At 61.9% G+C, this 12,011-nt stretch carries 8 protein-coding genes; 3 read left to right on the top strand and 5 right to left on the bottom strand.

From position 1 onward, the window contains the following. Positions 1-52 precede the first annotated feature (52 nt). From IYW40_RS02855 to IYW40_RS02875, 5 genes are all read right to left on the bottom strand, one after another. The gene (locus IYW40_RS02855; protein WP_175095526.1) at positions 53-3,400 is read right to left on the bottom strand and encodes a UvrD-helicase domain-containing protein; all 3,348 of its coding nucleotides are present in this window, start codon (positions 3,398-3,400) and stop codon (positions 53-55) included. Further along, entirely contained in the window at positions 3,397-4,068 is a 672-nt protein-coding gene (locus IYW40_RS02860) for a hypothetical protein (protein WP_175095527.1), read from the bottom strand. The genes IYW40_RS02855 and IYW40_RS02860 overlap by 4 nt, the downstream gene beginning before the upstream one ends. Then, positions 4,065-4,751 (bottom strand): hypothetical protein, encoded by a 687-nt coding sequence (locus tag IYW40_RS02865; RefSeq protein ID WP_175095528.1) that lies wholly within the window; start codon positions 4,749-4,751, stop codon positions 4,065-4,067. The genes IYW40_RS02860 and IYW40_RS02865 overlap by 4 nt, the downstream gene beginning before the upstream one ends. Positions 4,752-5,374: 623 nt before the next feature. Then, positions 5,375-6,811, bottom strand: a complete 1,437-nt coding sequence (locus tag IYW40_RS02870; RefSeq protein WP_175095529.1) for a DUF6880 family protein — start codon at positions 6,809-6,811, stop codon at positions 5,375-5,377. An 85-nt stretch (positions 6,812-6,896) separates the two neighbouring features. Then, positions 6,897-7,952, bottom strand: coding sequence for a Fic family protein (locus IYW40_RS02875; RefSeq protein ID WP_175095530.1), 1,056 nt, complete (start codon positions 7,950-7,952; stop codon positions 6,897-6,899). A 565-nt stretch (positions 7,953-8,517) separates the two neighbouring features. Between IYW40_RS02875 and IYW40_RS02880 the strand changes: the two genes are divergently transcribed. The 3 genes from IYW40_RS02880 (at position 8,518) to repB (ending at position 11,847) form a co-directional block, all read left to right on the top strand. Then, on the top strand, positions 8,518-9,456 hold the full coding sequence (locus IYW40_RS02880; protein WP_175095531.1) for a DUF2493 domain-containing protein: 939 nt from the start codon (positions 8,518-8,520) through the stop codon (positions 9,454-9,456). A 181-nt stretch (positions 9,457-9,637) separates the two neighbouring features. After that, positions 9,638-10,846 carry a plasmid partitioning protein RepA gene (gene repA, locus IYW40_RS02885; RefSeq protein WP_332310777.1) on the top strand — a complete coding sequence of 403 codons (1,209 nt, stop codon included), beginning with the start codon at positions 9,638-9,640 and terminating at the stop codon, positions 10,844-10,846. Between the two features lie 2 nt (positions 10,847-10,848). Further along, positions 10,849-11,847: a plasmid partitioning protein RepB gene (gene repB / locus IYW40_RS02890; protein ID WP_175095532.1), complete on the top strand. Its 999-nt coding sequence runs from the start codon at positions 10,849-10,851 to the stop codon at positions 11,845-11,847. Positions 11,848-12,011 lie beyond the last annotated feature (164 nt).

Here is a 12,011-nt window from a genome sequence, read left to right on the forward strand (position 1 = left end):
AAGTTCAAGAGCGCTGGGAGCGAGACCGGAAATCAGTCGCGCCGATTTCCGGCTAGAGGCGCAGCCCGTCGGTCGGACAGATGAAGAAGAAGGGGCAGGTCGGGCAGTACCGGCTGTTGCGCTGTGGGTCGAACCGACCCGCGGCGATGGCGCTCAACGCCTCCGCCGCTTCGTCCACCGCCTCGTTCAGTTTGCCGGCGGCGACAGTGGCGTCCCGCTGGCTGCCGTCGAGGAGCGAGATGTGCAGGAAGCGGGCGGCGACCCCTTCGTCGCGCTTCACCATGGCTTGCAGGAGCGCATAGCGAGCTTTCGGCGTTTCGCCGCTCTTGGCAAGTCGCCCGGCCTTCAACCGCTGGATGACCACACCGCCGCCCGCCGTCTGGATGTGGTCGGCGCGGGCGGTGATCGTGACACCCTCGATCGTGAGGCTCCGTTGAGCTGCCAAAACCTGGCCGCTCATGGCCGCGCCGGCGATGACCAGCATTCTCTGCGCGGCGCCTCTGTAGTGTGTCGCCGCAGGGTGGTCGGCGGGGCCGCGCGTCGACCAGCTGGTGTCCAAGTGGCCAGCGACGTCGGCAGCTGAGCGAGCCGGCTGTCCCCGCAGCCAATCAAGCCCCGCGCGGATGACACTATGAAACCGCAGATAGGGCGTGTCCGCGAGCCGTCGAGACAATCCCAGGGCCTCGCCATAGTAGTAGCGGCGCGGGCAGGCCAAGTAGTCCTCGAGGGCGCTGACAGTCAGTTCCGGCCCTAGCCCGTCAGGCGCTATTTGTGGCGCGGGTCTGGGATCGGTTGGACCAGTAGTCGTCCAGTGCGGAGCGGGCTCGCCTCCCGGCGCTAAAGTCGTCGAGAGCGGTTTGAGCAGCTTCGATGGATTGGGCCGAGAGGCTCCGCCGTAGCGGTTGGCCCGCGACACAGTCAGCCGATCCCGAGCGCGGGACAGGGCCACAAACATCAGGCTCTCTTCTTCGGCGTCGGTGGTCATCAGCGCATCGTCCGCGGCGACGCCGGGCGGCAAGGGACAGAGATCTGGCCGAGCGTTGGGCGGGAAATAGGACGGACTCACCGATGGAACGTAGACGTGTGGAAACTCCAGGCCCTTGGCGGCGTGCACCGTCATCAGCTGGACAGCGTCTATAGCTGCGGCCGCGGCAGGAAGGCAGCGAAGCTCCTTCTCCTCGTCCAGGACCTCAAGGCGGCGGATGTGCTCGAGAAAATCGCGCTTCGGGTCGCGATTCCCCGGCGGTCGGTGGCCGAAGGCCAGCGTGAGAAGCTGGTAGACGGCAAGCTGGCGTTGCTGGGCTGCCACGTCGTCGCCCGCGAAAGGCGCGCCGTAGACTGCGCCCGCCGGGCCGAAAAGGAAGGCAGACATCAAGGCGTGCGGCGAGGTTTTGAAGTCGACGCCCGCGAGGTCGGCCGCGAGCCTTTGCAGGCCAGCGCGCCCTTCCACCGACAAGGACGCCTCGCTTGTGCGTTTCAACGCGGCCAGCATGGTGATGTCCGCCGCCTGCCTGAACCGGAACATCTCCAGAATGTCCGGCACAGGTGTGGCGTAGCGCGGAAACTGAGCCACACGTAGCAGGCCCACACCGTCACGCTCACCAACGACGGAGACCAGCGACAGCAGATCGCGCACTTCGGGACGCTCGAAGAAGTCACCGAAATAGAGCGCCGGCACGCCAGCGCGTTCGAAATGCGCCGCAAGCGTGCTGAGCACGCCATGGGTCCGCGCCAAGACGGCGTATTGGCTGAACGCGCCTGACTGGGCACGGCGGGCCAGGATTTCCTGGGCCAGGCCTTCGGCTTCGGCTTCCCGATCGCTGGCGACGCGATACGCGACCTCGCCGGTGTCCTTGCCGCGGTTCGGTGAGAGCCTATCCTTCGACGCGAAGGGGGCCGCCGCCATAGCACCCCCATAGTCCTCGAACAGCCGGACGATCCGTCCGCCCGAGCGATAATTCACCTCCAGATCTTGGAACCGAGCGCCGGGGAAAGCGTCGGCGAAGCGGCTCATGTTGAGCGGAGACGCGCCGCGGAACCGATAAATCGATTGCCGGACGTCTCCCACAACCCAAGGGCCGGCAGTTGGGTCGGCGATCTGCTTGAGTAGGACGGCGCTGGCTGTGTTCATGTCCTGGTATTCGTCGACCAGAATGTGCCGGTAGGTCTGGCGGACTTCTGCGGCGACGTCGGCGTGGTTCTTCAGAAGCTCCACGCTTCGCGCGATGAGATCGCCGAAGTCCACCCAGCTGCGGGTTTCCAACGCTTTCTGATAGACGGCATAGATGTGGGCGGCTTCGAGGGCCTTATCCTTAGTCTCGCCCGACGGCATGGCGTCCGCGCGCGATTGGTAGGTCGGCGGATCGCACAATTCGTCCTTGGCGCGCGAAATGGCGTTCAACACCGATTTGAGACCGCGCAACGGTTCCTGGAGGTCGAAGTAATGGTCGAGCTGGAGTTGATGGAGTTCGGATTCCAGGAGGAACAGCGAGTCCGCCCGGTCCAAGAGCTTTGGCGCGCTGGGCAGGCCTAGTCGATCTCCGTAGAGCCGGAGCAATTCCTGGCCGAAGGCATGAAACGTGCTGCACCAAACTGCGGTCGCTTCGGCCCCAAGTTCGAGTCGCAGCCGGCGGGAAAGATCATCGGCAGAGGCGTTGGAATAGGTCAAAGCGAGGATGCAAGCCGGATCGGCGTGCTTCTCACGGATAAGCCACGCCGTCCGGGCCACGAGGGTGCGCGTTTTGCCGGTACCGGGCCCGGCTCGCACCTGCACAGGACCTGGACCCGCTTCCGCCGCGTGGCGTTGGCTGTCATCCAGCGACGGGCTTTCTCCGCCGGCGGCAGGTTGTCGATCTTCCGGCAGCAAGAGGGCATCGGCCATCTGCTGCTGGACTAGGTTCAACGGAAGACCCAGCTCGGCAGCGACAGAATCCGCGGTGAGCTTTTGCGCCAGGCAGGCCGCCCTGACGCGTCGACGAGGCAGCAACAACTCCCGGCCATAAACATTCGCCTGGGCTTCCCGGCGCTGCTTCGGGCTGTAGGCGTCGCTCTCGCCGACCGCCGAGCTCTGTGGCTCGGCCACCGCGTACGGATCGACGTCGCCATCGTGGCAGTCGTCCTTCGGGTGGTGCAAACGGTGATGCCCAAATTCGTGGGCAACGTGGAAGGCGCGGTCCTCAGCGCTAAGCCCTGCCGAGACGAGAATCCTCGGGCCATCGGGATCATAGGAGGCCTCGGTGTTGTCCAGCAGCGCGTCGCCCTCGGGCAGCACCATGACCTTGACGCCGCTGGCCTGCTCCGCCGCGGTGAGAAGGTCGATGGCCCGCAACAGACCAGTCTGAGGGTTCAGCTCTTCGTGCCAAGCCGCAGCCTGGGCGCGCAGTTCGGACCAAGCGCTCATGCCGTTGGCTCATCCACGTCAGCTAGTCGCTGCAACCAAAAAGCCTTGAGGTCGTCCGTGAGCGTTGAGGCGCGGATCGCCGCTTCAAACGTCTCGGTTTCAATTTTTACCGGCCCTTTCGCCTTCCGCAGATTACCTCTGGAGGAGGCTATCGGCGGGCCGGTGGTCGAGGCGATGACATGCGCCGGCGGGATGTGAAGCTCGTCGGCTATGCGACGGAACATCTCCAGAGGACGCCGGCCGACGATGCGTCGACGGTCAAGTTTCATCATCAATCCCGAGTCCAGGCCGACACGGGCGGCGACCTGGTCCTCCGTTAGACCTCTCGCGCGGACTAATTGCGACAGACGCGCCGGCGGTGAGTCGTCCTCCCGCTCGCTGCCATTGCTAACGTCGTCCGGTCCCGCTTGGCCCGCTGCATCGTGGCGATGGGAAAGGACCCGGCTTACGCCGATGTTCGCAAATTGTTCCACGCTGCAGCCAAAAGGCGTCATGTCTTCCTTCAAAGCCGTTTGAACTGCGAGGGAAGCGAAGAACTCCACCAACGCGTCGCGATGCTGGGGATAGGCGGCAATCGCCACCAAGAGATTCTCGTGGGTCGGCTCGACGCCGTCGACTAGGAGGTCGCGGATGACGTCGTCCGCCGTTGGCTGATCCAAACGGCTCATGACTCTGCTCCATGCGCTGCGCGCATCTGCTCGATTGCTGTATTTATCCAAGTTCGAATTTGTCGGTCGCTCTTATTGAACCTCGCGCAGAGGGTCGGCGCGCCATGTGGGCCATCCTTGAGCGGCCAGTTGTAAATGTGCCGGAGGATGAAGGCTTCCCGGTGCCGTGGATCCGTCACCGCGTTAAGATACCTCAGTGCGCCTCCAGCCTCTTCCTCTGCCTTTGCGAGCAATTGCTCTACAGGGTTGAGGGCCTCTGACGCGAGACGGTCGACGGACTGCGTGTACTGCCCGTCTTCATCGCGATCCGCCGATTGAAATTCCCGTGCCTTGGGACGATCTGGCCCGATTGCGCGGAGCGTCGCCTGTTTGACGACGGTTGCCGCGTCGACCTCAAGATATTCGGCCGTACGTGACGGTGGGGATTCGTTGAGCAGATCGCCGAGTTCATTCGCGACCGCGATCTGGATCTCTTCCCTATCGGCCGTGCCGTAGCCCCGTGACCAACGGTCAACAATGGGCTTCACCCGTTCGAAGAATTGATATGTAAGCATACCTAGAACATGCGGATCGTTGTCACGCCGGCGAAGGCGGATGAGATGAACTAGGGTCTCGATACGCCAGACTTGATCACACCAGACGGTATGCGACATGCCAAGGGCGTGGGCGATTTCGGCCTCCACACCCTCGTGACGTGTGTAGGGCTCGCCGCTCTTCCGACAACACGTGAGAGGTGCCGCCCGCATTGGGGCGGTCTCCTGGCGCTGTTGATCCGGCGACGATTGGCTCATGTCATGCTCAAGAGAGGTTCAAGCGCGACCGGAAGTCCGGCCGCGAAATTTTTTTGGGCTCGATTTTCGTGTCAACTCTGAGAGCCACTTCGCCCGCTACCGCGGGACCCGAGTGAACGCCCCGCCGATGGATCACTTTCTCCGGCCGCTGAAGCAAAATAAAGAGAAGATTTGCGTTCGAGCGCAACAGCAGGTTCCGGTGACAGTCTGTGGCCATCGTCTGAGAGTCTGAATCGGGCCATGCCGGACTCGGGCAGAAGTGTTCAAGTCCGGCTGGAGGGATGTGTTGTCGATCACCGGCGAAACTTGAGGAGGATGGGCAGGCATCGGGGATCAGCCTAAGGCAATAAGAGCAACAGTCACTTCTGCCCGCCCGCACTAGTCGACCGGAAACTGGCCGGAAGCCAATGTCGGCCAATGGCGCATCGTTCCCATAAGCAGTCGGGTCACGCAATGACCGGTTTGCCTCCTGATTCCAGACCTCTGTTTTGAGGTTCGATGCTGCGCGGGAACTTTCAGGGCACAAGATTTCTAGAACGAGTTTTTTTCCCGTGCTTGCCACGCATGCGCGCCACGAACGGCTTGTGCGGTTCAAATTGCCCGAAATCCGCGATCGCCAAAGCGAGACTGGCGCATTCCTGAAAGTGACGCGCAGCATGCTTGTATCGGCTGGACCTACCGCTATCGAGCGAGAATTCAATCATGGCGCGGAGCGCCAGCGTCGCAGCCAAGGGATGCTTGCCTGCCAGCGCGTCCGCGACAGGCGTCAGGACCTCATAACGATCGCCATCCAATTTATCGGCGCGCGTGAGTACGAGTTTCCCTACGCGATCCGGCGCTGGCCAGGCGGCGAGGAACGAGAGCGCCGCACTGAAGGGCTCGAAATTCTCTGCGAAATCGAGTGCGCGGCTTTCCGCCTCGACGTCGTCAAAGTCGGGCAGTCGTTTCAGATGATCGCGCAAGTGTCGCGCCGACAGAAATCGTTCGAAGCATGACCAGCGCGCCGCCTGCGCGTCATCGCGGCGTTCGAGTGCGTCTGGCGCGGCGATGCGCGCGTCTTCCCACTCGAATTCTGGCCAGCCGGCGCACCTCTGTTCCGCCGCTTCGATCGCCGTCAGCGCTTCCGCCGCGCGGCCGGCTGCAAGGAGCCGCCCGGCAATTTCGGCGGGGATGCGTGGGACCTTTCGCGTTTCTGGATCATATTGCGCGATGAAGGCGTCGACGTCGCCCTGCGTGTCGGCAATGTCTCTCAACGCCATCTCGATGACGCGAGGGCGGTGACGATCGGCGATTTCGTTTTCGTAGATCGGACTGCTCATCGCCCAACCGATTTTTCGGCGCTCATGCTCGGCCAGTTTTTTCACCGGCTCCTTGGACAGGGCGACGAAGCGCTGCTTCAAATGTTGGAGACCTGGATCACCGAGCGCAGGACGCAGAGTAGCGATCAGACCGTCGAATTCTCCATAGTTATTGCCGATCAAGGCCTCAAATGCTCGATCGGCCAATTCTTTCGCATCGCCTTCGGCGGCTTCGGCCAGCCGCCTGAGATCGCTGACGCCGTCGTGGAAGATTCCGATCACCGTTCCGCTGCTGTCATCGCAACGCGCGAACACCGAGGACGCCAGCGCGAGAAAATTCCATATCAGATCAAGCGCTTCTTTCGGATCGGACTTTCCGACATGTTCGACAATCGCGCGTCGCTGCGTCTCAAGGTCCTCGACGAGTGCACGGCGGTTCTGCCAGTCGACGAAGCTTCGAGAGCGAGAAATGGCGGTGAGGCGCTTGCGGATTTCGCGCGCTGCGTCGGCGGGGCTTTGCGCCCCCGCAATGGCAAGGCGCAAGCGTCGTTTTGCGGCGGCGTCGCCGCTGCTGATGTCGATCAGCAGTTCGGCCAGTCGCTTCGCGCCGAGCGCTTCCAAGTTCTGGGCGTTGAGGGTGTTTTTCGGCGCCATGTCGGATCGAAGCTCGGGTGACAGTGAACCCGCGAGAAAACGATGCGTGAGAAGTCGGCACTGTCGTTGATCGATTACCGGGGGTTCACAACGAATACCAGGTGGCGCGCGCTTTGCCGCGCCGTCTTACGCGTCCGTCCGCGACCAGTTCGCGCAAACGCACTTTTAGCGTATTCCGATTTGCGCCGGTGAGGGATGCAAGCTGCGCGATGGTCAGGCGCTCGTGGGTCCGGAGCGCTCTGAGGACATCGAGCGATAGCGCCGGCAGATTGGCGTCGGCGCCCTGGGAAATCCGTTCCTGGTCCAGCCTTGCCGCAAGGCTGTCCTTCTGCCGCTTGAGGCAGCGCAGAAAGAATCCGACCCACGGCTCCCAATCCGGCGTTTCGCTCGTGAGCGTCGTTTGCGTGCGACGGAGCGCCTTATAGTACAGGTCCTTGTTTTCCTCGATCACGCGCTCGAGCGAGGCATAGGGAACATAGGCGTAGCCCGCTCGCAGTAAGAGCAGCGTGGTGAGTACGCGCGAGAGCCGCCCGTTTCCGTCCTGAAAGGGATGGATCGCGAGGAACGTCACGACGAAGACGGCGATTACAATAAGCGGATGCAGCGCTTCTTCATCCAGCGCTTTGCGCGTCCAGGCGACGAGCGCCTCCATTTCTCGTGGGGTGTCGAACGGCGCGGTCGTCTCGAACACAACGCCGATTTGCTGTCCATTGGCATCGAACGCGACGACATTGTTCGACAGGTTCTTATAGGAGCCGCGATGGCGCGCATCCTTGTCGCTGTGACGCAGCAAGGCCTGATGCAGTTGGCGGATATGGTTCTCGGTGAGGCGCATATCGGCGTGCGCCTCGAACACCAGATCCATCGCCTCGGCATATCCGGCGACTTCCTGCTCGTCTCGTGTGCTGAACGCCGTGATGGAAATGGCGCGCGAGAGCAGATCCTCGACTTCGGCGTCCGATAAGTCCGCCCCCTCAATGCGCGTCGAAGAGCCGACGCTTTCGATCGTCGCGACCTTGCGGAGCGCGCTGAGGCGGTCCGGCGAGAGCGTTTTGAGCGCCTCCCATCGGCCTTTGAACTCATCGATTTCCGCGATGAGCTTTACGAGGTCAGGGCCGAATGCAAGCTTCGGCTCCCTCATTTGCACGCTCTCATATCCGATTCCATACCCGATAATACCCGATTAGGCCCGATTTCCTACGCGATTTTTTAAGCCCCCTGAGCCCGAAAGAAGCGGCAGTCGGTATTCTGATGAGATCGGCACGCTGTCGGCGTAGATAGTTCGCGGTCGCACTCTTCTATCGTCGGCGATTGGTTCGCTTAAGGTTACAAAGCCTAGGGTTCTTAACGAGAGGCTTGGCTCAGCCGCCATCCGGGCGCGAGCGTTCCGATAGGCCCCGCTTCGCCGTGCGGTTCGGTGTGGGAGGACGTTGCTTCATCTCTTCTTCGTCGTTTTCGCTGAGAGGGCCGCGCGCCGGCCTGAGAGAGCAGCGATGTCGCCACAAGCGTCACGCTTGCCGCAACGCTCCCCGCCGACTTCTTTCCCCTGCCCTACGCTGGCGCTTCGGGCATTCCGCGCGGATCAAAGAAGTCGGCGGGGAACGTCCTCCGCTTTGCTGCGGCCCGCGGGTGCGACGCGAGCCGCCCGTGGCGCGGGATCGCTGTCAGGCCGCGATCGGCGCGGCCTCAAGCGAAAGCGCCAAGCGATGAACGATGAATTCACGTCCCTACCCTGCGACACACACGCGCCGGTTCACGACGCCCAGTCGCCCTCCTCGCACCTTCTCGATGAACTCGCCTTGCACGGCTATCGCCCGCTCGACGACGAACCGGATCCGCGTCCCCTGCCCTCTTCTGACGTCGCGTCGCTCGCGCTCGAAGCCGCCGTCGAAGCTCTTTCGGGGCTCTTTCTCGATACCCGGCTCGAGGCTGATCTGCCGGACCTTCTCTGGTCCTTCGTCAACGTCTTTCATCGCAAGGCGGATCGTATCGACCGCGATCTCGACGACAATGAAACCGCGCAACGGCGCGCGCAGGTCGAGCAGGACGGCTCGGAAATCCGTTCGGTTGAACTGGAACGGTTGATCGCGCAAGGACTGACGCTGACCGAACGTCGCAACGCCTTCGAATTCTTTCGCGACCATCTCGCCGAACTCTATGCGACGGAGACCGGTTCCGCCTGGCGACCGCGGTCGGGCTCGAAGGTCAATCACCGTGCGCTGACCGCGGCGCTGATCGACAGCCGAGATTTCCTGAACGCCAAGAAGCTAGCCGAGACGCAAGTGCTCTTGCCGCCTGGCCCTCGGATCGCCTTCGCTGGTGGCGTCGATTGCAACGATCATCGGCGCATTTGGGAGGCGCTCGACAAGGTCCATGCGAAGCATCCCGACATGGTTCTTCTCCATGGCGGCGGCGCAAAAGGCGCCGAACGGATCGCGTCCTGCTGGGCGGATCATCGCAAGGTTCCGCAAGTCGCCTTCAAACCGGACTGGAGCCATCACAAGAATGCCGCGCCCTTCAAGCGCAATGATCTGATGCTCGAAACATTACCGATCGGCGTGATCGTCTTCCCCGGCTCTGGGATCGTCGAGAACCTTGCGGACAAGGCGCGCAAGATGGGAATTCCGGTGTGGCGGTTCAAATGAGTCGCCGTCGACTCATGTTGACCGCGGTCAACATGACACCCTGCGCTATCTCCGATGGCCGGCAGCGCGCGTTAATCATTCGTTAACCCAATTTTTCTTGCAGACAGTCGGAGAATCGGGCCTACTTGCCACGCAAATCACCCGTAGGTTTGATCTTAAACCGTAACTACGAGCCTGATCCGTGGCATCTCAACCCGCCATCCAGCCGCCCCCGCTTTCCGAGATTCACGAGGTGATCGCGGGCGATGCGCAACAATTATCGGCAAAACTGCTCGCGCACCGGAAGAAGCTGTTTCCGCCGGAAGCGCGCAAGACCCTGCGTCGATTCTCTTCCGGGGAAGCGGCCAAGCTGATCGGCATCAACGATGGCTATCTTCGACAACTCTCGTTGGATGGCAAGGGGCCGCAGCCCGAGACCAGCCCGACCGGCCGGCGTTCCTATTCGTTCGAAGATATTCAGGCGCTACGCGTCTTTCTTGACGAAGGGGGCAAGGCGGGACGGCGGTATTTGCCGCGCCGAGGAAAGAACGAGCACCTTCAGGTAATATCGGTCGCCAATTTCAAGGGTGGTTCAGGCAAGACCACGACGGCGGCGCATCTGGCGCAATACCTCGCGCTGCAGGGCTATCGCGTTCTGGCGATCGACCTCGACCCGCAAGCGAGCTTGTCTGCCCTGCATGGCTATCAGCCTGAGTTTGATATTGGCGAGAACGAAACATTGTACGGCGCGATCCGCTATGATGGCGCGCGCCGTGAGCTTAAGGAAATTATCCGGCGGACCTATTTCCCGGGGCTCGACATTATCCCCGGCAACATCGAACTCATGGAGTTCGAGCATGAGAGCCCGAAGGCCCTAGCGGAAAAGAAACAGGGGGACGCCCTCTTCTTCGCGCGCGTCGCGCAAGCGCTTGGAACTGTGGCGGACGACTATGATGTGGTCGTTCTGGATTGCCCTCCGCAACTTGGATTTCTCACCCTATCCGCGCTTTGCGCGGCGACAGCCGTCCTGATCACCGTACATCCGCAGATGCTCGACCTCATGTCGATGTGTCAGTTTTTGATCATGACCTCGGACCTTCTGTCTGTTGTGGCCAAGGCCGGCGGCAACATGGAGTATGACTGGATGCGTTACCTGGTGACTCGATTTGAGCCCACCGACGGACCGCAGACCCAAATGGTCGCGTTCATGCGCTCGATTTTTGGCGAGCGGGTGCTGACGTCGTCGATGGTGAAGAGCACTGCAATTTCCGATGCAGGCATCACGAAACAAACGCTCTACGAAGTATCGCGAGAGCAGTTCACGCGCGCCACATATGACCGTGCGATTGAAGCGCTGGGCGCGGTGAACGGAGAAATCGAGGGGCTAATCCGAACGGCTTGGGGGAGGTAGGGATGGCGCGCAAAAACCTCTTGCTGGGCTTGGACGACGAGGAGTTGACCGCGGTCAACTCCGAGAATGGGCCCGCCCGCCGCCCGCCGCCGACACTCGGAACCAGGGGGGCGGTCGGCGCTATGGGTCGCTCTTTGGAGCGGATTTCTGCGGATATCGACGCGGCGAAGGCCCTCGAACAACGGCTACTTTCCGGCGCGAACGTCGTCGAAATCGATGCATCGCTTGTCGACGCCTCATTCGTCACGGATCGTCTCGATGAAAGCGAAGCGGACTGCGCGTCGTTGCTCTCGTCCATTCGCACTCACGGGCAGCAGGTTCCGATACTGGTTCGACCTCACCCGGAGGTCTCAGGGCGCTACCAGATCGCCTACGGCCATCGGCGCTTGCGCGCTCTGCGAGAATTGGGGCAGCGCGTAAGGGCGGTCGTTCGCAGTCTGAGCGATGACGAACTCGTCATCGCACAAGGGCAAGAGAACAGTGCTCGTCGCGATCTCTCCTTTATCGAACGCGCCTCCTTCGCGGTGTCGCTTGAAGATCGCGGATTTGGCCGCGAAACAATCATGGCCGCTCTAGCCGTCGACAAGACGGAATTGTCGCGGCTGATTTCCTGTCGCAAGGCATTGCCGGACGAACTCGTGAAAGCAATCGGGGCGGCTCCCAAAGCGGGCCGGCGCCGTTGGATGGACCTTGCAGAGCATCTCAAGGCGCCGCGGGCGAGCAAGTTGTGGGCGCGCATTTGTAGCGAAGCGGAATTTGCGCAGCTCGACTCAGATTCGAGGTTCGCTGCCGTCTTCTCGGCGCTTGCCACCAAGAACGCGCCGGCGAAAATTACCTCGTGGATCGACCATGAGGGACGAAAGATCGCGCGGGTCGACGAAGATTCGGGATGGCTGCGCATCAACGTCGACAAGTCGGTGGACGCCGAGTTCGGCGCATACGTCGTGGCCCAACTGCCGGCCTTGCTTAAGGCGTTTCAGGTGGCTCAGCGCGACGATTAGTTTTGTTGCGAGCAAAGCGCGCACGCGCACGCTCGTCGAGTAACGAGTTAGGCGTTTCGTCAACAAAGATTGAGGTTACGACAAAAGAAAAAGGCCCCCGAAACATCGCACGGAAGCCCTTCTCATAGTTCGCACCTAGAGAATCACACTTCCGCGAATCGCTG

This window comes from Methylocystis sp. H4A (assembly GCF_015709545.1).
GTDB classification, from domain to species: Bacteria; Pseudomonadota; Alphaproteobacteria; order Rhizobiales; family Beijerinckiaceae; genus Methylocystis; species Methylocystis silviterrae.

Coding starts and splice junctions, on each gene's coding strand:
- IYW40_RS02855 (WP_175095526.1), bottom strand. CDS start 3,400: ATGAGCGCTTGGTCCGAACTGCGCGCCCAGGCTGCGGCTTGGCACGAA.
- IYW40_RS02860 (WP_175095527.1), bottom strand. CDS start 4,068: ATGAGCCGTTTGGATCAGCCAACGGCGGACGACGTCATCCGCGACCTC.
- IYW40_RS02870 (WP_175095529.1), bottom strand. CDS start 6,811: ATGGCGCCGAAAAACACCCTCAACGCCCAGAACTTGGAAGCGCTCGGC.
- IYW40_RS02875 (WP_175095530.1), bottom strand. CDS start 7,952: ATGAGGGAGCCGAAGCTTGCATTCGGCCCTGACCTCGTAAAGCTCATC.
- IYW40_RS02880 (WP_175095531.1), top strand. CDS start 8,518: ATGAACGATGAATTCACGTCCCTACCCTGCGACACACACGCGCCGGTT.
- repB (WP_175095532.1), top strand. CDS start 10,849: ATGGCGCGCAAAAACCTCTTGCTGGGCTTGGACGACGAGGAGTTGACC.